This window comes from Sorangiineae bacterium MSr12523 (genome assembly GCA_037157775.1).
Classification (GTDB): domain Bacteria; phylum Myxococcota_A; class Polyangia; order Polyangiales; family Polyangiaceae; genus Pendulispora; species Pendulispora brunnea.
In genome coordinates this window covers 11,079,076-11,103,910 of sequence record CP089982.1, presented here as the reverse complement: position 1 = coordinate 11,103,910, position 24,835 = coordinate 11,079,076, and the positions used below count along the sequence as shown (strand labels likewise).

At 66.0% G+C, this 24,835-nt stretch carries 22 protein-coding genes; 8 read left to right on the top strand and 14 right to left on the bottom strand.

The features are described 5' to 3' along the window. Positions 1–89: 89 nt before the first annotated feature. Entirely contained in the window at positions 90–1,640 is a 1,551-nt protein-coding gene (locus LZC95_43915) for a serine/threonine protein kinase (protein ID WXB00268.1), read from the bottom strand. 189 nt (positions 1,641–1,829) lie between these two features. On the opposite strand from LZC95_43915, the gene LZC95_43910 reads away from it, so the two are divergent. The 3 genes from LZC95_43910 to LZC95_43900 are packed head-to-tail and all read left to right on the top strand — an operon-like array spanning position 1,830 to position 4,580. After that, positions 1,830–3,074: a hypothetical protein gene (locus tag LZC95_43910; protein WXA93389.1), complete on the top strand. Its 1,245-nt coding sequence runs from the start codon at positions 1,830–1,832 to the stop codon at positions 3,072–3,074. A 55-nt stretch (positions 3,075–3,129) separates the two neighbouring features. Further along, complete coding sequence (locus tag LZC95_43905; GenBank protein WXA93388.1) at positions 3,130–3,627, top strand: hypothetical protein; 498 nt, start codon at positions 3,130–3,132, stop codon at positions 3,625–3,627. 23 nt (positions 3,628–3,650) lie between these two features. Then, complete coding sequence (locus tag LZC95_43900; GenBank protein ID WXA93387.1) at positions 3,651–4,580, top strand: peptidyl-prolyl cis-trans isomerase; 930 nt, start codon at positions 3,651–3,653, stop codon at positions 4,578–4,580. 241 nt (positions 4,581–4,821) lie between these two features. Here LZC95_43900 and rnc read toward each other — a convergent pair whose 3' ends face one another. Both rnc and LZC95_43890 read right to left on the bottom strand, forming a co-directional pair. Continuing rightward, positions 4,822–5,610 (bottom strand): ribonuclease III, encoded by a 789-nt coding sequence (gene rnc / locus LZC95_43895; GenBank protein WXA93386.1) that lies wholly within the window; start codon positions 5,608–5,610, stop codon positions 4,822–4,824. Further along, positions 5,607–5,912 carry a 4a-hydroxytetrahydrobiopterin dehydratase gene (locus tag LZC95_43890; protein WXA93385.1) on the bottom strand — a complete coding sequence of 102 codons (306 nt, stop codon included), beginning with the start codon at positions 5,910–5,912 and terminating at the stop codon, positions 5,607–5,609. Before LZC95_43890 ends, rnc begins: the two co-directional genes overlap by 4 nt. Positions 5,913–6,040: 128 nt before the next feature. Here LZC95_43890 and LZC95_43885 point away from each other — a divergent pair, with 128 nt between their 5' ends. Both LZC95_43885 and LZC95_43880 read left to right on the top strand, forming a co-directional pair. Further along, positions 6,041–6,580, top strand: coding sequence for a hypothetical protein (locus LZC95_43885; GenBank protein WXA93384.1), 540 nt, complete (start codon positions 6,041–6,043; stop codon positions 6,578–6,580). Positions 6,581–6,657: 77 nt separating this feature from the next. Beyond that, positions 6,658–7,473: a hypothetical protein gene (locus LZC95_43880; protein WXA93383.1), complete on the top strand. Its 816-nt coding sequence runs from the start codon at positions 6,658–6,660 to the stop codon at positions 7,471–7,473. A 6-nt stretch (positions 7,474–7,479) separates the two neighbouring features. Here the strand turns inward: LZC95_43880 and LZC95_43875 are convergent, their stop codons facing one another. The 7 genes from LZC95_43875 to LZC95_43845 form a co-directional block, all read right to left on the bottom strand. Then, complete coding sequence (locus tag LZC95_43875) at positions 7,480–8,811, bottom strand: sigma 54-interacting transcriptional regulator (GenBank protein ID WXA93382.1); 1,332 nt, start codon at positions 8,809–8,811, stop codon at positions 7,480–7,482. An 18-nt stretch (positions 8,812–8,829) separates the two neighbouring features. Continuing rightward, the gene (locus LZC95_43870; protein WXA93381.1) at positions 8,830–9,603 is read right to left on the bottom strand and encodes a hypothetical protein; all 774 of its coding nucleotides are present in this window, start codon (positions 9,601–9,603) and stop codon (positions 8,830–8,832) included. Then, the gene (locus LZC95_43865) at positions 9,600–10,094 is read right to left on the bottom strand and encodes an RNA polymerase sigma factor (GenBank protein ID WXA93380.1); all 495 of its coding nucleotides are present in this window, start codon (positions 10,092–10,094) and stop codon (positions 9,600–9,602) included. The genes LZC95_43870 and LZC95_43865 overlap by 4 nt, the downstream gene beginning before the upstream one ends. Before the next feature lie 253 nt (positions 10,095–10,347). After that, positions 10,348–11,916 (bottom strand): hypothetical protein, encoded by a 1,569-nt coding sequence (locus tag LZC95_43860; GenBank protein ID WXA93379.1) that lies wholly within the window; start codon positions 11,914–11,916, stop codon positions 10,348–10,350. 144 nt (positions 11,917–12,060) lie between these two features. Further along, on the bottom strand, positions 12,061–12,687 hold the full coding sequence (locus LZC95_43855; protein ID WXA93378.1) for a MotA/TolQ/ExbB proton channel family protein: 627 nt from the start codon (positions 12,685–12,687) through the stop codon (positions 12,061–12,063). Positions 12,688–12,705: 18 nt separating this feature from the next. Next, entirely contained in the window at positions 12,706–13,557 is an 852-nt protein-coding gene (locus LZC95_43850) for a hypothetical protein (protein WXA93377.1), read from the bottom strand. 142 nt (positions 13,558–13,699) lie between these two features. Next, positions 13,700–14,272: a cytochrome P460 family protein gene (locus LZC95_43845; protein ID WXA93376.1), complete on the bottom strand. Its 573-nt coding sequence runs from the start codon at positions 14,270–14,272 to the stop codon at positions 13,700–13,702. A gap of 60 nt (positions 14,273–14,332) precedes the next feature. Here LZC95_43845 and pgi point away from each other — a divergent pair, with 60 nt between their 5' ends. Further along, positions 14,333–16,003, top strand: a complete 1,671-nt coding sequence (pgi, locus tag LZC95_43840) for a glucose-6-phosphate isomerase (protein WXA93375.1) — start codon at positions 14,333–14,335, stop codon at positions 16,001–16,003. 9 nt (positions 16,004–16,012) lie between these two features. Next, on the top strand, positions 16,013–18,421 hold the full coding sequence (locus LZC95_43835; GenBank protein WXA93374.1) for a penicillin acylase family protein: 2,409 nt from the start codon (positions 16,013–16,015) through the stop codon (positions 18,419–18,421). Positions 18,422–18,427: 6 nt separating this feature from the next. Here the strand turns inward: LZC95_43835 and LZC95_43830 are convergent, their stop codons facing one another. From LZC95_43830 to LZC95_43815, 4 genes are all read right to left on the bottom strand, one after another. After that, positions 18,428–20,137, bottom strand: a complete 1,710-nt coding sequence (locus LZC95_43830) for a hypothetical protein (protein WXA93373.1) — start codon at positions 20,135–20,137, stop codon at positions 18,428–18,430. A 16-nt stretch (positions 20,138–20,153) separates the two neighbouring features. Then, positions 20,154–21,560 (bottom strand): hypothetical protein, encoded by a 1,407-nt coding sequence (locus LZC95_43825; protein WXA93372.1) that lies wholly within the window; start codon positions 21,558–21,560, stop codon positions 20,154–20,156. A 172-nt stretch (positions 21,561–21,732) separates the two neighbouring features. Then, a complete protein-coding gene (locus tag LZC95_43820; protein ID WXA93371.1) occupies positions 21,733–22,758 on the bottom strand; it encodes an aldo/keto reductase in 1,026 nt (341 codons plus the stop codon). A 4-nt stretch (positions 22,759–22,762) separates the two neighbouring features. Then, positions 22,763–23,839 carry a YihY/virulence factor BrkB family protein gene (locus LZC95_43815; protein WXA93370.1) on the bottom strand — a complete coding sequence of 359 codons (1,077 nt, stop codon included), beginning with the start codon at positions 23,837–23,839 and terminating at the stop codon, positions 22,763–22,765. A gap of 335 nt (positions 23,840–24,174) precedes the next feature. On the opposite strand from LZC95_43815, the gene LZC95_43810 reads away from it, so the two are divergent. Then, positions 24,175–24,720: an HPF/RaiA family ribosome-associated protein gene (locus LZC95_43810; GenBank protein ID WXA93369.1), complete on the top strand. Its 546-nt coding sequence runs from the start codon at positions 24,175–24,177 to the stop codon at positions 24,718–24,720. Positions 24,721–24,835 lie beyond the last annotated feature (115 nt).

Here is a 24,835-nt window from a genome sequence, read left to right as displayed (position 1 = left end):
GCGCGCGCTTTGCCCCTCGCAATGACCGCTTTCGGGCACTCGCGCACGTAGCTCGAAAAAGTGCGTAACTCGAGAAGAGCGGCGGATTTCTATTTGTGCCGCACGGGCGGCTTCTTCTTCTTCACGCCCGGTTTCGTCGGGGTGCCTGGGCGGTGCGTTGCGGCGGTGCCCGGTCGGGCAGGGGAGGCCCCGCCATCGCGGCCGGCGACGGCAGGCTCGTCTTCCTCTTCTTCTTCGCCGGCATCACCTGCATCGACACCCGCGTCGGTGGCAACGCTTCCGGCGGGGACGCTTTCGACGCGGCCGCCGCTGGTGGTGGTGCTCGCGTCCGCGCTGACGGATTCTCCCGTCGTGGGGATCGCATTCGCAATCGCCTTCTCCACCTCTTTCACCACGTGCTCGGAGGTCGATGCGGCGGTGGATGCGGCGCTCTTGACGGTCTCGGGATCCGGCAGAAGGTCGTTGCTCTTCGCTGCCGACATCAGCTTGTCGCGCATCACCCAACCGCCGGTGCCCAAGAGACCGAGGAAGGCGAGGCCCACGAACACGCGCGCGAAGCCGCTTCGCTTGGGAGGGATGCCCGCTTCGGCGGCCGCTTTCTTCTGCCAGGAGGGGTCCGTCTTCGTCAGGGGCCGTGGCGTCTGTTTGCGGATCTCCGGCTTGATGCGCGCCGCGTGCAGCGTGGGCATGCGCGACTCGTCGGCCAAGGTACGGCGCACGCGCGCCGCGGAGGTGCGGGCGGCCTCCGAACCAAAGGGCGCGAGGGCCTCGGCCAGCGCCGCCACGTCGTCGTAGCGGTTCTCCGGCTCTTTCTCGAGGCACTTCAGAATGACGTCTTCCAGGGCCTCCGGCATTTCCGGATGCAGAAGGCGCAGAGGAATCGGTGGGTCGGCCGCCACTTGCGCGCAGATGGAAATCGCCGTCTCACCGTCGAAGGGAAGCTGCCCGGTGAGCAGTTCGAACAGAATGATCCCGAGGGACCAAATGTCCGAGCGGCGGTCCACCGTCTTCGCGTTCCGGATTTGCTCCGGGGACATGTACAGCGGCGACCCCATCATCACGTGGGTGCGCGTGAGCTGCCACTGCTTCTGGCCCATGATCTCTTCGCCGATCTTCGAGATGCCGAAGTCCAGCACCTTGATGAGCGGCGTGTGGTCCGTGCGGCGCGTGAGGAACACGTTGCCGGGCTTCAGATCGCGGTGGACGATTCCGATGCGGTGCGCGTCGGCCATGGCCTCGCACGCTTGCAGCAGGTAATCGACGGCCTCCTCGATTGGAATATTCTTTCGGCGCTCGATAAGTTCGCCGAGGTCGGACCCGACGAGGAACTCCATCACGATGTACGGGGCGCCCGTGTCCGTGTGGCCCACATCCATGATGCGCACGACGTGCTCGTTGCGAATGTTGGCGGCGGCCTGGGCCTCGCGGTGGAAACGCTCGACCGCGGAAGGCACGGAAAGGGCGTCGGGAAGCAGCATTTTCACGGCCACGCGCTGGCCCATGATCATGTGCTGCGCGGCGAAGACCACGCCCATGCCGCCGACCGCGAGCACCCGCTCGACGCGGAACTTCCCCGCGATCACGTCCCCCTCTTTGGGCAGGGGCACCACTGGGCCGCTTGCGGTCACCTCTTCCGCCATACGTCGCACAAGATACACGACGCCACCAGGCTCGCGCGAGTCTCCCCGGTCGATAGGGCTTTCCACCACCCAGGCCGCCCTCCTTTCCGCCCTGGGGAACGAGTTACACTGACAAGTGGGCCGCGTTCTGACAGCATTCTTGACGTGAGCCCGCGGTCGATCCGGGTTGAGCTCCCGAGCCACCGCTTGGTGACGCTCCGTGCAAAAGACGACGGAACGATCGTCCCGCGAAGTTCTGCCCTGCCGTTCAATGGCGCCCGAAAACTCTTCACCTCGGGGGACGTCACCATCCTCGAAAAAGACGCCCCCGTGGACGTGGAGACGCTCGCGCTTGGGGACTTTCACGCCATTCGGGCCATCGCCGCCCGCCTCGGCTGGCTGCACGAGGAGCCCATCGAGATCGAGTGCGTCAATTGTGAGCAGCCCATGCGGGTCACGCCCTGCGAGACCTTCGCCCTCGGTCCCTTCGAGGAGCGCGCCCTCTCGGATGCCGAGCTCGACACCACACTCGCCTTTGGGACGGTGCATCCGCTCCCGTCGCTTTCGGCGGACAGGTACGAACCGTCCACCGTCGTCTTCCGCCCCATCACGTTGGGAGAGGCCGCTCCGCTGCACGTGGCCTTGGCGCGATCGCGTCTTCGCATCACGGCGGCCGTCGTCACCGCGATGGGCATCGAGGCCCTCGGCAACGATCGCGCACCCGAGCGGATCGCGGCCGAACTGCGCACGTGCTCGGACCACGCATTTCAAGCGCTGACGAGCTTCTTCTTAATGTCGCATTATCCCCCGCGTCTCTTCGCGATGGCCCGCTGTTCGAACTGCGGCGCTCGCAACGATGTGGATGCGCCCTACGAACGCGAATTCGCCGTCGACGAAGCACCGCCCGAGCTCGCGAATTCGTTGCGATCAAACGAGGAAGCTGCCTTCGTATCGTTCGACGATTTTGCCGTGAAGGCCGAGGAGATCTACGCGGACATCGTTCCCGATGAAGCCAAACGCGAGCTCACGTTCCTCGTGGAGGGTGGAACGCCCGCCTGCGACGACGGCGGCGACCCGCTTCTCGGAAGCTACGTGCCACCGCACCCGGGCGATGACATGAACCCGTCGCGGCAGGGCGAAATCTCCGTATTTTACCGAACATTCCGCGCAGTCTGGGAAGACGAAGGCGATTTCGACTGGGAGGACGAGCTCGAGGAGACCATCGAGCACGAGTTCGAGCATCACATCGGCTTTCTCCGCGGGAGCGATCCGAAGGACGAAGAGGAGCGTGCGGAGATCGACATCGAAGCCGTCCGGATCCACGGAAGACGCACCTTGGTTCGGCGCGGTGTCACGGCATTCGGTCAGGACCTGTTGGACTTCTGGCGAAGGACCTGGTTCTTTTGGATCCTCGCTCTCATCGCGATGGCTGCGCTCACATGGAGTAGGAATTGAGCGCAGCAGGTATGCCGTTTGACAAGTTTCATTGATGAGGGCTAACTTTTTAGCGATGCCAAAAGAGAAGACAGCGGCGAAACCGGGGCGGGGTCGGGCCTCTGCACCACCTCGCGCACCGAATCGCCGTGGTAGTCCCGAGGCCATCGAAAAGCGCCGCGCGGCGCGCATGTTCAACGATGTTCTCGGCGGGCGCGGTCTCTCGGCGCAAAAGCTCGATGGGCGTACGGAGAAGAGGCGTCAGCGCCTGCTTCGCGAGCTGGAAAACGGCACCGCCCGGGGCGCCCGCGAGCTGAAGCCGCTCGACGTGCTCCAGCGCGTCGAGGAGCTGCTCGAGCTCGGCGAGCCGCTGGCGTCGATCCGCAAGGTCTCCAAAATGCGCAAACCCCCCGCCTTTCCCGAGGGCGTGGTGGACGTGGTCGAGCGGCTGCACAAGGCCTACGGCTTTCGGCCGGAGGCGTACCGCTTCGTGGGCATCGGCGAGGACGTGCTGCGCGAGGCCGGCGTGTTGAGCGACGAAACCCCGCGCCGAAGGGCCCGCAAAGCGCGCTGAATTGCGCTAAGAGTGGGCCCTCGATGGGCTCTCGTTTCGTCTCCGCGGTCTTATTGGTCCTGTTCGTTGCGACGCCTTCGCACGCGACGAAGCCGGATGCGCCGAAGCCCGATGCCGTGGTGGCGAAGGTGGGCGCACGCACCGTGACCGCCGCGGAGCTCGAAGCGCGCCTGGCGACGATTCCGGCGTTCCAGTTGCGCACCTTCGGGGAGACGCCCGAGGCGATCAAAAAGGGCGTGCTCGAGCGCGTGATCGTGCCGGAGCTTTTGCTCGACCAAGGCGCCGAGGCAAAGCACCTGGAGATGGACCGCGGCGTGGCGGAGCGCCTTTCGCGCGCGCAGGCACAGGCGACGGTGCGTGCGCTGCGCGCGCAGGTGGGGACGGAGGTTTCCGCGGAGGAGATCAAGCGCTACTTCGAGGAGAACCGCGCGCGCTTCGAGGCTCCGGAGAGTTACAATTTGTGGCGAATCCTCTGCAAAACGCGGGAGGAAGCGCTGAGTGTGCTCGAGGAGGCGAAGAAGGACGGGCAGCTCGCGAAGTTCCAAGCGCTGGCCGAGTCGCACAGCATCGACAAGGCGACGTACCTTCGCGGCGGCAATCTCGGCTTCGTCAACGCGGAGGGCGTGTCCAACGAGGCGGGCCTACGGGTCGAGCCGGCCCTGGTGAAGGCGGCGATGCCGGTCAAAGACGGCGAATTCGTGCCCTCCCCCGTGGAAGAAGCGGGCGCGTGGGCGGTCATCTGGCGCCGCGGCACCGTCGGGGCGACCCGCCGCACGCTGGAGGAGCTCACGCCGCGCATCCGCGACATGATCCTCCGTCAACGCCTCGACACGGCGGTCTCCAAACTCGTCACCGATCTCCGCACCCGCGACGTCCACGATCTCAACGAGTCCCTCCTCCCGGGCCTCCCCGTCGCCGACAAGGAAACCGTCGTCCCGCGGAAACGGCCTTAGCGATTACAGCTCTGGTCCTTTGCCTTTGGGCGCTCCCAAACGGCCAGAATCATGACGGTGTCCTGGTCGCGATCGATCTCGTAGTGGATGTGATTCTTCGTCCCGCCGAGAAGGAGCCGGCGTACGACTTCCTCGATAGGATGCAAATAAACGATCTCGCCTTCGGGTAGCTCGGTCGGTTCATCGATGACGAGACGACCTTTGCGTACTACGAGTATAGCCCTTCCAGCGAGAAGTGCTGTCAGCCCTTCTCGCCGCCGGTGTCGCGCAGGCCGGCTTGGTAGCCGGGGACCGGAACGGTGACGGGGACCGATTCGGAGCCGCCGAGGTTTTCCAATGCGGCGGCGGCGGCGGCGCGTTCGGCGAGGCGCTTCGAAGGGCCTTCGCCGTGGGCGAGGACTTGTTCGCCGACGGCGACCTCCACGCGGAAGACGCGCTCGTGCGCGGGGCCGTGGGTGGCCACCACGCGGTAGGCGGGCGGCAGGTTTCCTTGTGCCTGCACCCATTCCTGGAGTGCGCTCTTCGGATCGCGTCCGCCCAGGGCACCGGCCGCGGTGGCCAGAGGTTCGCGCACCACCTCTTGCACCAAGCCGCGGGCGGCATCGAGGCCGCCGGCGGTGTAGACGGCGGCCACCAAGGCTTCCACCGCGTCGGCGAGCACGTTGGTGCGGAACTGCTCGCCGGCGGCGGCGGCGCCTCGGCCGAGTGCCAACGACGGACCGATGCCTTCCGCGCGCGCCCAGCGCGCGAGGGCATCCGCGTTCACCAACGCGCTGCGCATGCGCGAGAGCGTGCCCTCGTCGGCGCCGGGATGGCTTGCCACGAGCAGTTCGCTCACGCAGAGACCCAACACGGCGTCGCCCAGGAACTCGAGGCGCTCGTAATCGGGGGCGCCCCCCGCTTCATTGGCGTAGCTCGGATGGGTCAGCGCTTCGTCGAATCGCGGAATCTCGATGTCGCCGACCAGCGACTTGATGCGGACGAGAAGGGCGGCGCGGCAGCGTATTCGCTCTTCGACGTCGCGCTTCAAGGAAGCAGCCCGTCCGTCGCTTCGGCGAGCTCCAGATCGAGACGCGTGATGCCGCCCGCATCGTGCGTCGACCAGAGAACGCGCGCACGCCCCCAGCCCAGCTCGACATCCGGATGATGATCGCGCCGCTCGGCGATGCACCCCACGCGTACCACGAAGCCGAGCGCGGTCGTGAAATCCTTGAAGCCGAACTCCTTCACGATGGCGTTCTTTGCGTCCTTCGCGGTCTGCGCGCGCTGCCATCCAGCGTGTTTTCCGAGCCAAGCATCAACTGCCGCGTCGTCGAGTTTGTCGGGCCTCATGCCGCCCGACATTGCCACGGTACGAACGGGTTGTCTCGACTATCCTTGCCGATGTGTCGCTCGTCGCCTGTCCGTTCTGCCGCGAGATGTTCGAACGAGGGGAAGCTTCGCTCTGCCCAGTTTGCGGCATGGAGCTCAGGCCGCTCGAGAAGCTTCCGCCGCCACTGCGCGACGACGACGGCGTTCCGACCATGCCCGAGCACGAAGCGTTGCCGTGGACATACGTGGGCCGCCAAAAGGGCATCCTTGCGCTCTTCGGGCTCTGCGGCATGGTTCTCTTTTTTCTGCCTTGGATCCACGTCACCCTGCCGGATGCGTACATCCTGTCGGGCTTCGACCTCGCGCGCATCCGCGGCTGGCAGTTCGGGGCCTTCGTGGCCTGGATGGTTCTGGTTCCAACCATTCTGAGCCGGCGCAGCATTGCCAAGATGCGCGGGGCGCGTGTGGTCGCGGCGTTTCTTTCCGCCATCCCGGGACTGACCGTCGGCATTTTTCTAGCGTTTCCGCAGAAAGGCGGACTCGTCCCCGTGCGCTTCGAGTACGAGTGGCCCTTCTGGGCGACGCTGGTGCTGTCGTTTGCGGCGATGGTGGCGGCGTTTCGTTTGGGTGGTCGACTCGACGACATGCCGGTCACGCGAGGCACATCGGTTGGGCAGCATGTCCATTGACCGCTGCCTGCGTCGTCGCCGCCGCTGACTTCGAGAAAGTGGAAGCTCGGGGGAGGCCGTGCCATGATCACATGGCGATGGGCTTGCCCGTACCGAACAGCCAGAATTCACGGCCTTCGGACGACCTGCTCGACCAGGTCGACGTTCCGGCGACCGTTGTGTGCGCACGCTGCGGCTCCGTCGACTGCCCTGGTTGCGAGCTCGACGAGACCTTGTCCGGCGTCATCGCCTTCGTGGCCTGGGAACGGCGTGAGGCTCCGTTCTTCCGCCGCCTCTGGACCACAGCCCGCGCCACCACGCGCGATCCCGATTCGTTCTTCGAAGCGCTTCCCGACGGGCCGATCACACCCGCACTGAGCTTCGCCCTGACGAGCGAGATCCTCGCCGCGTCCGCGATGATTTTCGCGCTGCTTCCGGTGGTGGCGCTGGTGTCGCCCCTCTGGGCCAGGGAGCTCGTGCAGGACAGCGCCTCGCGTGCGCTGGCCGTTCGTGCGCTCGTCGTGGGCATTCCCATTCTGGCGTCGATGCTCGTCATGGCCCATGCGGCCCACGGGCTCGCGCTCGACGTGGGTGCACGCCGCAGCGGTGCCCGCGGCGATCGCACGCGCGCGCTTCGCTTCGGTCTCTACGCCACGGGGTGGGACCTCGTCCTCGGTCCGCTCGGCGCGTTGATCGTCGCCTTGACGGAAGGCGTCTCCTCCGCGATCGCCCTTGGCCGTCAGGGCATGAAGCTGCCCGGCGTGAGCGCCCGCGCCTTTCTCCGCGGCGCGTACCACCTGTATGGCAACGCCGCCGACGCGTCGATGCGGGTCGCTTACCTCACGGCGGCGATTTTCTCGGTGCTCGTGGCGCTCGCGGTCCTCGTCTTTTTGATCGCGCTCGCCTTCGCATAGAGCCGGCTACTTCGCGGTGTACTTCGCTTTGAGCGATTGGAAATACCGGTGGGCGATGCCCGAGGCGGCGGCGGCGCGCGTGACGTTGCCGCCGTGTTTGGCCAGAACGCGCGCGACGTAGCTCCGTTCGAACTCGGCGAGAAGTTGCTGGCGGGCTTTGGCCATGGGCAGATCCTGCTCGAGGATCTCGAGGAGCACGTTGGGCTCGGGGCTCGCCGGTGCGGCGGGCGCGGTCTCGATGGGGCGCTTTCGCGGATCGAGCTCGCCCGTGGCGAGATGCCGTGCGACCGCGTTTTGCAGCTCACGCACGTTGCCCGGCCACGCGTGCGCCTCGAAGCGCGAAAGGAGCTCGGGCGGAATGGTCTCCCCCGCCTCGCCCAGGGCCGCCCAAAAATGTTCCGCGAGAAACCCTACATCGTCGCGGCGTTTGCGCAGCGGCGGAAGCTCGATGCGCGCCACCACGAGGCGATAGAAAAGATCCTCGCGCAGCCGCCCATCGTCCACCGCCTTGTCGAGATCCGCGCGCGAGGTCGTCACGATGCGAACGTCGACCGCGAGCGCCGCATCCGCGCCGATGCGTTGCACCGCGCCGCGTTCCACGGCGCGTACGAGCTTGCGTTGAACCTCGGGCGAGAGCTCCGCGGGCTCGTCGATGAGGAGCGTCCCGCCATGGGCCTGCTCGAAGAGCCCCGCGCGCGCCTCCGCCACGCCGGGAACCACGTTCGCCGCGCAGCCGAAGAGCATCACGTCGGCCAAGCGATCGCCGACGATGGATCCGTCGAAGACCACGAATGGCCCCGCGGCGCGTGCGCTCTGCTCGTGCAGGCACTCGGCGAGCAACTCCTTGCCCGTCCCGGTCTCGCCCTCGATGGCCACGGGTACGTTCGCCTGGGCGAGGCGTTCGGCCAAGCCGAAGACCTTGCGCATCTCGAAGCTGACACCGAGCGCCCGCCCGAACGACGTCCGCTCGGCGAGCGCATCGGGCGTCTCCTGTTCACCCGCCTCGACGCGAAGAACCGTGTTGCCGATGCGAATCACCTCGCCGCCCGTGAGAACGCCCTCGGTGATGCGTGCGCCATTGACGCGCGTCCCGTTGCTCGAGCGCAGATCCTGGATGACCAGCTCGTTCACCGCGGCGTCCAACGCCAGGTGACGGCGGGAGACGTGCCGATCGGCGAGGCGGATCACGCACGTCGGGCTGGTGCCGACCAAGGTGCGCGATGGCTGGTTCGGATCGATGCGAAAGACCTTGCCCGCATCGGGCCCCTCCGCCACCACGAGACGAAACGAGAGCGTCGGCGGCGGCGCGTGCAGGTGCTTCAGCGTAAGGGCGTCCATGGCCCGTACGAGGATACGCTACTTCTGCATGGCCTCGATGAGACCGCGCGCCTCTTCCTGCCGGTACCCGCCGTATTTGCCATCGGCGAACGGCGTCAGCTCGCGCACCGCTTCGTCGCGCCGATCGAGGCGCAGCAGCGCGATGGCGCGATTGTAGCGGGCCTCTGGCACGAAGCGCCCGTGCGGCGATGCCGCGAGGTAGCGGTCCCAAGCGGCCAGGGCCGCCGTCCAATTGCGATCCGAAAAGTGGGCGCGGTGCGCAGCCTCGTAGAGTTTCTCGCCCCGCTCGTCGAAAGGGCGCGGCGTGGCCGACGCGGACGTGTGCGGTCTGGCACTCGCCGCGGGCGCCGACATCGCGGCCGGCGGCTCGGCAGGCGGCTCTTCGGCCGCGGGCGCCGCGGCCATCGCCGACGCGGAGGCCGTGGCTTGCCCGGACACCTGCTGCACCGGCACGGTCTGCGGCGCGGGCATCGACGTGGCGGGTGGCTGCACGAACCCGAGCTTCTCGCCGATGGTCTTCACCACCGTGGGCAGACGGCCATTCGCCGCAGCCCACGCCGTCGAAGCCACGAGCACCGCGGCGGCGGGCAAAAGGATGTAAACGGCCGCCGTGCGGCGCCGCTCTTGCTGGCGCAGCGACATCATCACGCGACTGCGTGTGGCGGCGGGGTTGACGCGCGAACCACCATGGGAATCGCGCCGATCGCATTGGTCTCTCAGGGCGCGCGTCGCCATCGATAAGATGTCGTCCGCGCCTCCCTCTGGCTTTTGCCCGGTCTCGTGGAGGCTCATCGGAACCCCTCCCGTTCTAAAATGTCGCGCAGCTTGCGCTTGGCGTGAAACAAGCGCGTACGCACTGTCCCCTCCGGAGCTCCCACGATCATCGCGACCTCCGCGGAGGTGCGCTCGTCCATCTCGCAGAGTACGAAGACGGCACGCTGATCATCGGGCAATTTATCCATCGCACGCGATAATGCGCGCGCAAGCTGCTCGGCGTACGCCCGATCTTCGGCATCGGGCGCCCCGTCCGGTGGGGGGGCGAGCGAAAGACGCTCCATGGCGGCGCGACGGCGGGCCGCAGCGCGCACGTGATGACGTGCGTGACGCACTGCAATGCCGACGAGAAAGGTAGGGAGAGCCGACTCCCCTCGAAACGACCGAATGGCAGAAGGCAGCGTGACGAACACTTCGTGAACGAGGTCCTCCGCGGCGCTTTCGTCGTGGAGAAGCCGCCGGGCAAAGGTTCGAACGCGTTCGTGAAACAGCTCATAGGCGCGCGCCACGGCATCTCGCTCGCCACGTTGTAAGGCTAAAACAAGCTCGTCTTTGTCGACCACGGGACCGGTGATCGGTAAGGGGGAGAATTGATTGAGTAGGAGTTCCTTCACCGGTCCCAAGGTCCTTGCCCCTTGGTGCCCGGCACCTCCGAAAATGTTTCAAATATCTTCAGTGCCTCGCGTTATCTCCTTGGGCCTCGGTTGAACAGCGGCAGCGGAACGTCGACTCCCGTACGAGCGCCGAGTCGGGCGACATCCGCTAGAATATCGCCCCTGCGATGACATCGGGGCCTACGAAGTCGTCTTTTTTTCGCTGGGAGTAGACGATGCCCATGCCGGCGAAAAAGGCGAGCCGCTTGGCGATTCGCCAACCGGCGATGGCGTGGATGAGACCGCGGGTCTTGTCGTCCTCTTCGTTTTTCGCGCCGATGCGGTACTGGCTGCCGATTTCGGCATCGAGAAGGAACCCCGGCTCGTCCGGCTTGAGCACGTGGAAGCCGAAAAGCGTGCTTTGGGCCACGTCGTCGAACCCCGAGCCTTCGACGTACCCAAACGAGATTTGCCCGTAGGTCCAGCGCGTGTCGAAGCGGACGCCTATGTTTGCGTTCAGGTACGTGGAGCTGCCTGCCCACGCGATGGGGCGGACGTAGCCGTTCTTGGCGAATTGGAAGAGGGACAGGGAGGGGCCGTCGAGCTCTTCCGCAACGGTCACGAGGCCGATGTTGAGGCCTTTCACCTTTCGGCCGACGTTCACGAGGCCGAGTTGGACGCCATCCACATCGCCTGCGACGTTGACCAGGCCGGCCTGCATGCCATCCATGGTTCGCGCGTAGGTGACCAGGCCGAATTGCACACCGCGCACGTCACGGGCCGTGTCGACGAGTGCGAATTGGGCACCTTCGAGGCGCATGGCGCGGGTGGCGACGAGTGCGCCTTGGATACCGAACACGGTTTCGCGTGTGGATGCCCAGAGGCCTGCCACTTGCGCGCCGCGCACTTCACCGCCTGCATCGGCGACGGCCATTTGGACTTGCGCGCCTTGCACGTCGCAGTCGACGTGGCTGGCGACGCCGATGTCGGCGCCTTCGATGTGCCCCACGTCGCTGTAGAGAAGGTTCAACGCGAAGGGGGTTCGCGTTTTGGGGGCGAGGAAGTTCGTCGCAATGGGTGGGAACAGCGAGAAGACGACGGGATGAAAGGGCGCGCTCGCCCGCAATTTGAGGCAGGGGCGCGGGGGCTTCACGAGCACGGGCTTCTCGGCGTTTCCCCTCGCCCGCGCTTCCTCTGTGTTGAGCGTGCGGACCTCCGGCGGGGCCGGCGGCGCGGGCTCTTTGGGTGTCTCCGTCGCCTCGACAGGTTTTTCGGCGGGGTCTCCAGGACCGGGGACGGGGGGCTCCGCATTCGGATCGCGGCTGCTCGCGGCATCGGTCCCGGGGCCGCGCCTTCGGGCTGCGGCGAGGATCTCCTCCGCCTCGTTGCGCACCAGATTTCCCGTGAGCAAGGCGGAGGCGCGCACCACACGCGCGCGATCCTCGGGCACACGCACCCGGCGCGAAATCTCGTTCCCCTGGATGGGCCGGTAGCGCACCACCAGCTCCTCGTTCGCCGTCGAGAGCGACAGCGTCACCGTTCCGCGTGCCGATTGGGCCTTGGGATCGTCGGGCGCCACCGCCTCCGCGCGCAGCTCCCGCGCGATGGCTTGTCGCAATTCGCTCGACCACGCCCCCGCATCCCCCTCCACGATGACCACGACCGGCCGCGCATCCGGCTCGGCCCCGGCCGCGCGCACGCCGCACGCGAGCGCCAACGCGATGGCGAGTGTCGCCACCGTTCGTCGAGCCCGCTTCAGTTCTCCTTGCCGGTCATTCACGTACGTCAAAGCGGCACGTGTAGGAGATCTCGGTGCCGACCGGAAGCCCTGTGCGATCCATGGGGGGCGACCACGCGGCACTCCAGGGTCACGGACTCGCTTTCAGCGCTCCGCCTTCATGTAGGCCAGCACCTCACGGCCCAGCGCATCGGCGCGCGCCAAACGAGAGCCGATGATGCGTTGAAAGAAGTTGTAGAATGCAACTGCCGGCAGCGCGACGAGGAGACCCAGGGCCGTGGCCAGCAGCGCCTCGCCCACCTCCGCCATGAGCCGCGAGGAAACCTGCCCGTGTGCCGCATCGAGCGGTTGAAACGCGCGGATGATGCCGATGACCGTGCCGAGCAACCCGAGGAACGGCGCATTGGAGCCGACCGTCGCCAGGAACGACAGGTTCTTCTCCATGGAGAGCTTGGCCAGCTGCGATGTGCTCGCCATGCGCTCCTCCGCGGCGGCCGCGCCTTTTTCCGCGCAGCCCAGCCCCGCAATGAGCACGCGCGCCTCCACGGACGACGACGTCTCGAGCCGCTCGATGGCGCCCGCAGGATCGCCATTCGAGAGGTACGCGAGAAGGTCCTCCTTCATCGTGCGCACGTCATCGCGCGAGGCCATCAGGCTGATCGCCCGCTCCAAAATGATGGCCACGGCCACGATCGAAAGCCCGATGAGGACCCACAAGACCCAGCCCGCACCCGCATGCACGATGAGCGAAAGACGATGATCGATTCCCATGACCCATTCCTCTGTGAACTAACCTCGTGGACGCATGCAAAGTGCACGCGTCGCGAAATCCATCCCTCCGCGTGAATCGCGAAGGCCGAAATAGAAGTGCACGACCATCCCACCCGCCGGCGGCGCGGTGTCGGGTTTGGCTTCCCACGATACGGAGAGCGCTTTGTCGACGGCCGGATCGGTGCCGTCGAGCACCGAATAGAGCCGATCGAGCCTGCCCGCGGTGGTGAAGTGCGAAAGCTGCATCGTCTCGCGTCCGCCGTCGATGGTCTCGCGGTTCGACTCGCGCACCACCAGGGCGACCTCGTGCTTCGCATCGTCGGCCACGATGCGCGGGAGCGCGCCTTCGCACAGGCCATCCTCGGTGGTCCACGGCTGGCCATCCAAGAGAAGGTCGGCTGCATCGATGTGCGGATTGCGATTGCTCCCGCTCTTCACGGTTTGCAGCATCACCGCGTTGTCGACGTTGGTCTTGTCGATGTCGCCCCACACCAAGAGGTGCGTGGCATCTCCCAGCGCCCCCGCTGGCGGTGCGGTGAGCGACACCGTGGGCACGTTCCCGGTGCCGGAGACTTCCGCCAACGAGGGTCCATCGCATTGGCTGCCGCGGCCGCTGTCGGCTCGGCGGCACGCGGTGAGGCGCCACGTCGTTGGGACGGAGCCGCTCGGGCTCACCACGAACCAATCGACATGAAACGCCTCACCCGGTGCAGGCGACGCGCGCGAGATGTCGCCGTCCACGATGGCTTTGGCCCCCAGGACGCGCGTCCTGTCGATGCGCCATCCTTGATTGAAATCGTCGTTGCACGCCGCGGTGGTCGCGAGGAGCAGCGCGAGGAGAACAGGACGTGTTCTCTTGGAACGAAGCACGTGAGTCTCCATGCGCAAGCGGCGTGCACGACGCGGTTGCCGGATCGAACGTCAAGGGTGGGCGCGGCGACGGCTCTGCGCCGCACCGACTCGTCCCTTACGTGCCCGCACGTCGAGCCACCGTTCAGATTTTTTTTCGAACTTATTCCTGCACGCGGAAGACGTGGTCGTGCGGTGCGTCGTCATGGCACCCGACGCATGCCTCGACCCGACCATTCTGAACCGGCTGCCCGGCCGAATTCACGACGAGGTACGCCCAATCGCCGTGCTCCGGGTCGAAGCCGCGCTCCATCTTTTCCATCATCATGACAGGGCCCGGTTGGACGCCCTCGCCCGTGCGCTCGAAGTGCTCCTTCACCAAGCGCGCCCCCACGGCCACGTCGCCGCTGTTGGAGGTGGCCGCCGCCTTGCCCGCAGCGTTGGCGTAAACATCCACCTCGTAGCGACCTCCGGCGTGTCCGTTCGAGACGAAGCGCGCGCGGTTGATCTTCGTGAGGTTCGTCCGGAAGTCCGACGGGATGCCGCTGGGGCCGCGTGGAGCGCCCGCGTCACGTACGGCCGGTTGCGCGGGCCCCGTCGAGCCCGTGGAAACGCCGACGGGCGCACGCGATCCGCCGCCACAGGCTTGCAACGCCAACGTCGCCAGAGGCAAGAGCACCGCCAACGCGGGCGCGGCGATCGAAGAACGGATCCGGCATCGAGCAGAGCGGTTCACGGCTTTTTGGGAGGCTACGGTTGTCGCGCAAGTTACGTCAAGCGACTAGCATCGCCCCTCATGAACGAGCGCCTGACCGAATCCCCCGCTTGGCGCGCCCTCGCCGAGCATTCTGCCGAAATTCGCGATGTGACCATCCTCTCGCTCTTCTCCGACGAAAAGCGTTTCGAGCGGCTGTCGCGACGTCACGAGGACCTGTTCCTCGACTTCTCGAAGAACCGGATCCAGGACAAAACGCTGAAGCTTCTGTTCGCGCTCGCGCGGCAGGCCGACGTCGAAGGTTGGCGCGACCGCATGTTCGCCGGCGAGAAGATCAACGGTACGGAAAACCGCGCCGTTCTGCACGTGGCCCTGCGCAACCGCTCCAATCGCCCCATTTTGGTGGACGGCAAGGACGTGATGCCCGAGGTCAACGCGGTTCTCGCCAAGATGCGCGGCTTCACCGACCGCGTTCGCAGCGGGGCATGGACCGGCTTCACCGGCAAGCGCATCACGGACATCGTCAACATTGGCATCGGCGGCTCCGACTTGGGCCCCGTCATGGTCACCGAGGCGCTGCGCCCGTATTGGCAAGAGGGACTGCGCGCGCACTTCGTCTCCAACGTGGATGGCACGCACTTGGTGGAGACGGTCAAACCGCTCGATCCCGAGACGACCCTCTTCATCGTGGCGTCGAAGACGTTCACCACGCAGGAGACCCTGATGAACGCCCGCTCGGCGCGCGCGTGGCTGCTCGAGCGCCTCGGCGGCGACGCGCGTGCGGTGGCCAAGCACTTCGTGGCCGTCTCCACCGCCTCGGCCGAGGTGGCGAAGTTCGGCATCGACACCGAGAACATGTTCCCCTTCTGGGACTGGGTCGGCGGGCGCTACTCGCTCTGGTCGGCCATCGGCCTGTCCATCGCCACGGTCATCGGCATGGATCGCTTCGAGGAGCTCCTCGGGGGAGCGCACGCCATCGACGAGCATTTTCGGACGACGCCGCTCGAGGACAACATTCCGGTCATTTTGGCGCTGCTCGGTGTTTGGTATTCGAACTTCCACGGCGCGCAAACCCACGCCATTTTGCCGTACGACCAGTACTTGCATCGCTTTTCCGCCTATTTCCAGCAAGGCGATATGGAGAGCAATGGCAAGCGAGTCGATCGGCAGGGAAGGCCGATTACCGATTACACGACGGGGCCCATCGTCTGGGGTGAGCCGGGCACGAATGGGCAGCACGCGTTTTATCAGCTCTTGCACCAGGGGACGCGCCTCGTGCCCATCGACTTTCTCGCGCCGCTGGAGTCGCAAAATCCGATAGGCGAGCATCACAAGGTGCTGCTGGCCAATTGCTTTGCCCAGAGCGAGGCGCTGATGCGCGGCAAGACGGAGGAGCAGGCTCGGGCCGAGCTTCAGGCGCGTGGAATGCCCGAGGACAAGATTGCCGCGTTGGCGCCGCACAAGACGTTCCCGGGCAATCGGCCGTCGAACACGATTCTGTTCGAAAAGCTGACCCCCCGCACCCTGGGCAAGCTCGTGGCCATCTACGAGCACAAGATTTTCACGCAGGGCATCGTGTGGAACATCTACAGCTTCGATCAGTGGGGCGTAGAACTCGGCAAAGAGCTGGCCAAGAAGATCGAGCCGGAGCTGGTGCCGGGCAAGGACGAGGGCCCGCCGAAGCACGATCCTTCGACGAGCGGTCTCATTAATCATTATCGCGCCTTCCTCGGAGCGCGCACGCGCACCTGAACTTCGCGGATGCGATCCCGTTGGGCGCCGATCGCCGTGGGGGTGGCGGCGTACGCATCGAGCTGCGATCCGCGGCTCGATGCGGATCCGCTTTCGAGTGATTTCGCGCAGCCCGTGGCCGACGATGCCATTTCGGCGTACGTCGTGCCCGGGCTCGCCCGGCCCGTCGAGCTGGTGCAGGATCGCTGGGGCGTGCCGCATCTTTTTGCGGAGAGTGCGCCCGACGTGTTTCTCGCGCAGGGATTCAACGCCGCGCGCGAGCGGCTGTTTCAGATCGATCTATGGCGGCGGCGCGGGCTGGGTTTGCTCTCGGAGGCGTTTGGGTCGGCGTTCCTCGAGCAAGACACCGCCACGCGGCTCTTCTTGTATCGCGGCGATATGGATCGCGAGTGGGCGAGCTACGGGCCCGAGGCGCGCATGGCGGCGACGCAGTTCACCGTGGGCATCAATGCATACGTCGATTGGCTCGCGCAGCATCCGGAGCGGTTACCGGAGGAGTTCCATCGCATCGGCTACCGGCCCGCGCATTGGCAGCCGGAGGACGTGGTGCGGATTCGCAGTCATGGGCTCACGCGCAATGTGGGCAGCGAGATTGCACGCGCGTGGGTCTCGTGCGTGGCCAATCCGCGCTTGGACGAAGTGCGCGTTCCCCTGGAGCCCGAGTGGCACACGCGCGTGCCCGAGGGACTGCAGCCGTGCACCATTCCGGACGACGTGCTGCACGTGTTCGAGCTGGCGCAGCGGCGCGTGACGTTCACGCGGGGCACGCTGCGCGGAGCGGCCCCGCCGCACCTGGAGAGCGACGAGACCACCGAGGGCAGCAACAATTGGGTCATCGCACCCGCACGCACGAGCACCGGGCGGCCCATCCTGGCCAACGATCCGCACCGCGGCTACGGGGCGCCGTCGCTTCGGTACTTGGTGCACCTGTCCGCGCCGGGGCTCGATGTGGTGGGTGCCGGCGAGCCTGCGCTACCGGGCATCTCCATCGGCCACAATGGCACGGTGGCCTTCGGGCTCACGATTTTTCCCATCGACCAAGAGGACCTGTACGTCTACGACCTGGACCCGAAGGATCCCGGGCGCTACCGCTACGGTGACGCATGGGAGCCGTTTCGCCGGCTGAGCGAGCAGGTGCCCATCGCGGGCACGTCGCCCAAGTCGGTGGAGCTCGTGTTCACGCGGCACGGGCCGGTGCTCAAGATGGATCCTGCGCACCACAAGGCTTACGCACTGCGCACGGCGTGGCTCGAGCCGGGGATGGCGCCGTACTACGGCAGCTTGCGCTTGATGCGCGCCCACGACTTCACCGAGTTCAAGGCGGCGATGCGCAATTGGGGTGCGCCTACGGAAAATCAGGTGTACGCGGACACGCAAGGCCACATTGGATGGGTGCCCGGCGGGCTTGCGCCCAAGCGACGAGGGTACGACGGCTTGATGCCGGTGCCCGGCGATGGTCGCTACGAGTGGACGGGGTTCTACGACGGCGACGATCTGCCGAGCGCGTACGATCCGCCCGAGGGCTTTCTGGTTACGGCGAACGAGATGAACCTGCCGGGAGATTTCCCCTACAAAGAGAAGAAGCTCGGCTTCGAGTGGTCCGATTCCTGGCGTCACGAGCGCATTGTCTCGGTGCTATCGGCCACGGAGCACGGGTCGGTGGACGACTCGGTGAGGCTGCAGTTCGACCAACTCTCGCCCGTGGCCGTGCGCCTCGTCGCGTTGTTGAAACGGCTGCCGCACGTGCTCGCGGGGCATCCCGCGGCGGACATGCTGCGGGCATGGGACGGCGTGGAGCACGCCGATTCGGGGCCGGCGGCGCTCTTCGAGGTGTGGCGTACGCGCCACCTCGGGCCCGCATTCGTGCCGGTGGCAGCACCTGCGATGGCGAGCCGCGTGGGGCAGCCCGATGCGCGGGTGCTCGTGGACATGCTCGAGCACCCGGAGGCGTCGTTCGGCGTGCGCGTGCGCGATGCGCTGCTGGAGAACACGCTGCGTGAGGCGTACGCCGACACGATGAAGCTTCTCGGTTCGAACCCCGCCGCGTGGAAATGGGGAAACCTGCAGCATGCACGGTTTCGTCACCCGCTGGATCCGGCCGTCTCGGAGACGGCGCGTCAGCGTTTGACCGTGGGCGATCTGCCGCGTGGAGGCTCCGAGCTCACCGTGAACGCGTCGCTGTTCTCGACCGGTACCTTCGAATCGCTGAGCGGAGCCTCGGTGCGGCTCGTGCTCGATGTCGGCCATTGGGATGCATCGCGCGCGATCAATACTCCGGGCCAATCGGGCCAGCCTTCGAGTGCGCACTACCGGGACTTGGCCGGCGCCTGGAGCAAGGGCGAGACGTTCCCGCTGCTCTACGGCCGCCCCGCGATCGAGCAGAACGCGGAGCGGCGGATCATGCTGCTTCCGAAGTAACTTCGGCTAGGAGCGCATGCTCCAGATCACGTAGACCGCGACGAGGATCAGGATGACGCCGATGACCAGCCAGAGCGCGAGCTTCCGCGCATCTTGGACCGCGCGGGCCTGCGCCTCCTCCATCTCGCGGCGACGCCGCTGCGAAGGCTGGGTCATCGGCTCGGGCTCGACTTCGTAACGACCGCTCCGCGGAGCGGCGGGGGCGAAGATCGGGCTCTCGGGCGCCTCTCGCACCACGGGCTGCGGTGGCGCTGCGAACAAGGGCTGCGCCGGCGGCGTCTGCAGCACGGGCGGCGCGGCGGGCGTGAGCGCGTCCTCCGACGTCGGGTCCTCATGCGTGACCGGGAGGCTGTCGGCGGCAGCCGGAATGGAGATGCGCTCCTCCAGATCGTCCGGAGGGATCGACTCCGGCACGGTGAGCAGCTCCGGCGCCTCGAACGGTGGCGGCGGTTCGAACGCCGGCGGGGGGGGAACCTCCTCCACCGGAGGCGTCACGGGGGCCGCTTCGACCACCGGTGCCTTTTTCTCCAAGCTGGGACGCGGCAAAATGGGCCGCCCGAGGGGCGCGAGGCCCGGCGTTGGCCGCGGGCGAGCCACCGGCGACACGGATCCTGCCGCAGGCGATGCCGCCGCCACCGGCGATGCGGATGCCGCCGCAGGCGCCGGGCTCGCCGTCGGTGCGGGCACAGCTGGAACGGGACGCGGCGTCGGGGCGCGTGTCGGAATCACGCGGCCTCCCCCATTGCCGCTCGGCGGAGGTCCCGCTTGATCGGCCGAGGGCTGCGACGCAGGTCCCGCGGACCCACTCGTGGGGATCCGCACCGTGTTGGCGCGTTGAGGTGCCAACGTGATTTCGCGGTTGGGCGCACCCGCCACCAGCCAGCGCTCCCGCGCAGAAAGCTGCGTGTGCGTCGAGCCGAAGTTGACCGTGATCACGGACTCCTTCTCACGCCGCGCCTCCCCGAACAGCGGGACCGTCACCACGTCGCTGTGCTTCGTCGACGAAAGCCGGCTCGCGAGCACACGCGCCAGCGTCTCGAACTGCGCCGAGCTCCCGACGAGCGCAGCGGCCTCGCGTTCGAACGATTCCAGATCACAATCCTGCGTTCCGCGGCCATCTGTGCAGAGACGCGGGAGGGCGGCGGCCAGCTCGACCGCGCCCTCGCTGATATCGCCCTTGGAGACATCCAGCAGAATGCGATCGATGACCCCTTCGAGCAGCGAATCGAGATCGGCACCGTCGCCGGCCGCTTCGAGCGCCGGGGAGACCATCTCGATGAGATCGCCCTCGATGCGGACCGCCGGGCTCTGCCCGCCTTCGGCCAGGTAGTAGAAGCCGCCCGTAATTTTGTCGAAGCCGATGGTATGAACGCGCACACCTTTTTCCACCAGCTTTTCGACCAGGTTGCGCGACACCGCAATGAACGGGCTCTCGCGCGAAGCGCGGCTGGTCAGCGGCATGCGTGCGGGGGCCACCTGCTCCTGCGGCAAGGTGGCACCCAAATCTTTGCGCAGCCCTTCACCGAACGCGCTGCGACGGATGACCGAGACCTCACGCGTCCACTGACGGATGCCGCGTGGCTTCATCCACCCTGCCGAGGCACCGAGGTGAACCACGTGCAACGGCGGCGTTCCTTCCGGAGCTTCCTCTTTTTCGCGGCCGGTGGATGATCCGATGTAGATCACGCCGGGAACCGCAAGCTCGAAGTCGGCCATATCGGCTAAGAAGCTATCACGGCTTACGCGCGGTCGGGCCGCGTTTCTCTGCGTCCCGCCGCGTGGGCCCGAACACGGCCGACCGTGCGGCCCCCCACGTGTACCCGTAGTCCTGCCCGGGGTTCCACATCAGCCAACCGAGCGCACCCGCAGTTTGCGCCGAGCGCATTTCCTCGGCCAAATACGCGGGCGAAAACGAAGGTGACTTGTAGTTCACCGCCTGCACCCAGGGGCGGATCGCCGCGCCGCCTTTCACGCCGTGCGCGGCAATGAGGTCGCGGATCGACTTCGTCCCCATGCCCACGATCTCGGGATGATCCCCCGGCTCGTCCCAACCGTTGAAGCCTTTGGCGTAATGGGACGGGTAGACCATGGGCGAGAGCGCTTCGCACTCGGGGGCGAGCATCGCTGGATCTTGCCCCAGGGCGTCGATGTCCTTGCGATGTCCGAAGGCGACCACGCCGAAGATGTCGAGCGACAACGGCACGCCGTGCGCCTGGGTGACCTTGTGCACGCGCCGAACGAAGTCGCGAATGACGACGGTTTGCGTGGTCTTGCGCTCGGCAAGTTTGAAGTCGGCGTTTTTGATCCCGAGCACCGGGTAGCGCACGTAATCGAGCTGGATCTCGTCGGCGCCCGCCTCGAGGGCCTCGCCCACGAGATCGACGATGTACGCCTGCGCCTCCTCGTTGGACGGATCGAGCCACCCAATGGGGTAGGCGCGCCCCGCCTTGGACTGCACGGACATCGACGGGCGCGCCTTGGCCATGAGCTCGTCGTCGAAGCAGCTCACACGCATGATGACCCGCACCCCGCGGTCGTGCGCGAAACGGATCGTGCGCGCCAGGTCGGCGATGGGCGGATGCTTCACCGCGCCGGCCTCCCTGGCCAACGCCACGCGCGACGGGTAGGTGAGCACGCCGTCGTAGTCTTTCGTGTCGAGCACGATGGCGTTGACCCCGTTGGGGAGCATCCGGTCCAAAATGCGCGTGTACGACGCGCGCCCTGCCGTGTCCCCGCGCATGTACAGCCCGCGCATCGGCTCGGTGAAACGCGGCATCGGTGTTCCCGTCGCGTGCGGCGGCACGCTCACGATGCGCGGGATGGTGAGCTTCGTTCCCGCGGCCAGCGGCTTTCGCCCCGTCTCATTTTCACGCGCGATCGCGGCGACGAGATCGTCGCGAAGGTACACGTTGGTCAGATCCATGTACGCGTCGGCGACGCTCTCGAGGGTATCGCCGGCCCGCACCGTATGGACGACCTCGACGGGGGCATCGATGCGGTCGACCAGGCTTCCGCCGGGCGGAATCCGCGGTTTGAGCCATGCCGTCAGCTCCTCGCGCGGAGTGGTCTCCGCGTGGGAGGGGGCGGCGTTACCGAGGGTCAGAAGAAGCGCCAGCCCCCCGGCGGCAATTTTTCGCATGGGCGTATTGCATCAACCCCGCGCGATGAGGTGCAACTTCTCTGCAACGCGCTCCGTTCATTAACCCGTACACGTCCACGTTTCCGTTCCCGTTCCCGAAAATGCCCAGAGAGAAGATCGGGAACGTGGACGGAAACGGGAACGTGTACGGGAAGAGAAGAGAGGAGAGCCTTTACCAGCGGCCCTGGATGTTCTTGATGAAGTCGTACGGGTAGCCCATCTCGAAGGTGCTGGCCTCGTCGAGGCGCTTCACGGCTTCGTCCGGCAGCACCAGTGCGGCGGCTTTCAAATTGTCATCCACTTGTTGAAGCGTGCGCGCGCCGAAAATGACCGAGGTGACCGTCGGCTTCTTCAAGAGCCACGCGAGCGAAACCTGCGCCGGCGTCGCCCCGAGCTCGGTTGCGATGGTCTTCACCGCCGCCAGAATGCGCCAATTGCGTTCCTTGTCGAAGGTCTGCCAGCGCTCCTTCCACTTCGTGAAGCGCGTGCCCTGCGGCATCGGTTGCGTCTTGTCGTATTTGCCGCTCAGGAACCCGGCCGCCAGAGGCGACCAGGGCAAAATGCCCAGGCCGAATTTCTGACAGAGCGGCACGTGCTCCCGCTCCAGATCGCGCACCAGCAGCGAATATTGCGCCTGCAAGGAAATGAAGCGCTCCAAGCGCGACAGCTCGCTGACGAAGAGGCTCTCCGTGAGGCGGTACGCGGCATAGTTGCTCGCGCCGATGTAGAGCACCTTGCCTTGCCGTACCAAGTCGTCGAGGGCGCGGAGCGTCTCTTCCTCGGGCGTGTCCGCGTCCTGCATGTGGATCTGGTACAGATCGATGCGATCCGTGCCCAGGCGGCGCAGGCTCGCTTCCACGGTGCGCAAAATGCGGTACCGGGAGGCGCCGGTCCCGTTGGGGCCGTCCCAAGTGCGAAAGCGGAACTTGGTGGCGAGCACCACCTGGTTGCGCTTCTTTTCCCGTGCGAACCACTTGCCCACGACCCGCTCGGACAAGCCGTCTTGGCCGTAAACGTCCGCCACGTCGAAGAAGTTGATCCCCTTCTCCAGGGAGCGGTTCATGATCGCCTGCGACGTCTCTTCGCTGGCGCCGACCTCGTACATGAATGATTTGTCGTCCGCCTCGCCGAACGTCATGCAGCCGAGGCAAAGGGTCGATACTTTTAGTCCGCTCTTCCCCAGAGTCCGATAATCCATGAATTTAGCGCTCCTTGCGTGGTGCCCCGCGCGACCGGATTCCTTCCAGCTGAGCGTTGACCTCAGCTCCGATCACCAGGGCTAGGCTCGTTAGATAGAGCCATAGCAAGGTGGTGGCCATGGTGGCGACACCGCCATAGTAGAGGGCGTAGTTGGCCAGCGTTTTCACGTACGCGGAGAAGGCCCACGACGCGAGGCTCCACAGGACGAACGCCACCACGGTTCCGGACCACACGTGCCGTTTGACGGCCGGCGGGTGCACGATGGCGATGCGGTAAAACGCGGCCAACCCGAAGAAGGAAAGCACCGTGAAGAGGAGCACGACACCCTGGGCTTGCCAGCCCTCCTCGAGCCACTCGCGCGCGTTGCGCAGCATCTTCGGCAGGCGCTCGGCCGTGGCGCCGGTGCCCAGCGCCGCGAGGATGCCGCTGCCCTTGAGCAGGATCCACGTCGCCACCGTGACGCCGAGGAAGATCATGAGCACCCATGCGATGGCGATGAAGCGCTTTTGCCACCACGAACGGCGTTGGGCGACGGCCAAGGTCTCGAAGATGTCCATCAGGTTGTGGAAGCCGTTGGACGTGAGCCACAAGAACGCCAGCAAGGTGAAGGGCGCGACCGACGTCATCGTGGACGAGGACGCAGCAATGTCGACCAATTCGCCGCGCAGGAGATCCGTCGCAATGGGCGGCATGATGCGGTAGAGCGGCGCGAGAAAGGCCTCGGAGCCTTCGGTCCGGACGAGTTGTCCAACGATCATCCCGCAGGAGACGAGAAGCGGGATGATGCCCAGGAAGAAGTAGAAGGCCATCGCCGCGGCATGGTCGAGCGCGCGGTGCTTGTACAAGCCGCGCAAGATGTTGCGCACGAGCTTTTTCGTGCGCACGAACCATGTACCATGCAGCCAGATCTGTTGGCTCGCCGGCGACGGTGTGGATACCGGTGCCTCGAGGACATCGGCCTTGCTCGAGGGCTCGCGGACGGGGCTCTTGAGCGCGGGCCGAATGGCGCTGACCAAGGGGATCCGCTCTTGGTCGAGTGGCTCCAGAGGCTTGGTGGGCGCATCGGAACGTCGCGGCACGGGCAGACTATCATATCCGAAGGATCTCGCGTCCCACTGCTCAAAACGGCATAAAAACAGCGCTGTCGGGCGAGCTGCGTCTGTTTGGGATTCAAAACGACAATGCCAAAGGCATTCGTCGCCCGTCTTCCCGACGCGCGGCCCTCATGTGGGACACGGGGCATGTGGGACACGAAGCCCATGACCATCTCGCCACACGCGTGGCATCACGGCTAAAGCGGAGAGGCTTCTCGGCTGTCGCCTCGGACCATTTCTTTCGTGCGGCATGAGACATGCGAGCTACGATGTTGCGAGGAATCCTGCTCGCGTTTCGAACATCCTACGGAGGAGCCTTCATGATCCTACCGTGTCAGATCACGTTCCGCGATTTCTCACCCTCAGCGGCCCTGGCCGAATTGATACAAAAGAAAGCCGATAAGCTCGATCAGCTGTTCGACCACATCATAGGTTGTCGCGTGGTGGTCGAAGCGCCGCACCGGCATCACCATAACGGGCGGCATTACCACATACGCATCGACATCACCGTTCCCAACGGCGAGCTCGTCGTCGGTCGGGACCCACCGGAAAAGGCGGCCCACCAGGACGCGTACTCGGCCATCGAAGACGCCTTCGACGACGCCGAACGGGTGCTTCACGAGCACGCCCGCAAGGTACGTCGCGACGTCAAACGGCACGACGGCGTGAGCCGCGCCCGCGTGAAAAAGCTATTCACCGAGCAGGGCTACGGCTTCCTCGAAACACGGGACGGCCGCGAGATCTATTTTCATAAGAACAGCGTGCTGAACAATCGCTTCCACAAGTTGCATATCGGAGACGAAGTTCGATATGCCGAAGAGGACGGCGACAAAGGCCCGCAAGCGAGCACGGTCGGCGTACGGTAACGGCTAGAAGAGAATTCACAGGGAGGCGGGGAGGCGGGGAGTTTTTTGGGGTTGGTTCCCAATGAGCTCACTGGGGCGACGGGAATCTAAAAATCTCCCCGCCTCCCCGCCTCCC

Bases quoted from the DNA above. Each gene is read 5' to 3' on its own strand.
- LZC95_43915 (WXB00268.1), bottom strand. From the start codon at position 1,640: ATGGCGGAAGAGGTGACCGCAAGCGGCCCAGTGGTGCCCCTGCCCAAA.
- LZC95_43905 (WXA93388.1), top strand. From the start codon at position 3,130: ATGCCAAAAGAGAAGACAGCGGCGAAACCGGGGCGGGGTCGGGCCTCT.
- LZC95_43900 (WXA93387.1), top strand. From the start codon at position 3,651: ATGGGCTCTCGTTTCGTCTCCGCGGTCTTATTGGTCCTGTTCGTTGCG.
- LZC95_43890 (WXA93385.1), bottom strand. From the start codon at position 5,912: ATGAGGCCCGACAAACTCGACGACGCGGCAGTTGATGCTTGGCTCGGA.
- LZC95_43885 (WXA93384.1), top strand. From the start codon at position 6,041: ATGGAGCTCAGGCCGCTCGAGAAGCTTCCGCCGCCACTGCGCGACGAC.
- LZC95_43880 (WXA93383.1), top strand. From the start codon at position 6,658: ATGGGCTTGCCCGTACCGAACAGCCAGAATTCACGGCCTTCGGACGAC.
- LZC95_43875 (WXA93382.1), bottom strand. From the start codon at position 8,811: ATGGACGCCCTTACGCTGAAGCACCTGCACGCGCCGCCGCCGACGCTC.
- LZC95_43870 (WXA93381.1), bottom strand. From the start codon at position 9,603: ATGAGCCTCCACGAGACCGGGCAAAAGCCAGAGGGAGGCGCGGACGAC.
- LZC95_43855 (WXA93378.1), bottom strand. From the start codon at position 12,687: ATGGGAATCGATCATCGTCTTTCGCTCATCGTGCATGCGGGTGCGGGC.
- pgi (WXA93375.1), top strand. From the start codon at position 14,333: ATGAACGAGCGCCTGACCGAATCCCCCGCTTGGCGCGCCCTCGCCGAG.
- LZC95_43835 (WXA93374.1), top strand. From the start codon at position 16,013: ATGCGATCCCGTTGGGCGCCGATCGCCGTGGGGGTGGCGGCGTACGCA.
- LZC95_43830 (WXA93373.1), bottom strand. From the start codon at position 20,137: ATGGCCGACTTCGAGCTTGCGGTTCCCGGCGTGATCTACATCGGATCA.
- LZC95_43825 (WXA93372.1), bottom strand. From the start codon at position 21,560: ATGCGAAAAATTGCCGCCGGGGGGCTGGCGCTTCTTCTGACCCTCGGT.
- LZC95_43820 (WXA93371.1), bottom strand. From the start codon at position 22,758: ATGGATTATCGGACTCTGGGGAAGAGCGGACTAAAAGTATCGACCCTT.
- LZC95_43810 (WXA93369.1), top strand. From the start codon at position 24,175: ATGATCCTACCGTGTCAGATCACGTTCCGCGATTTCTCACCCTCAGCG.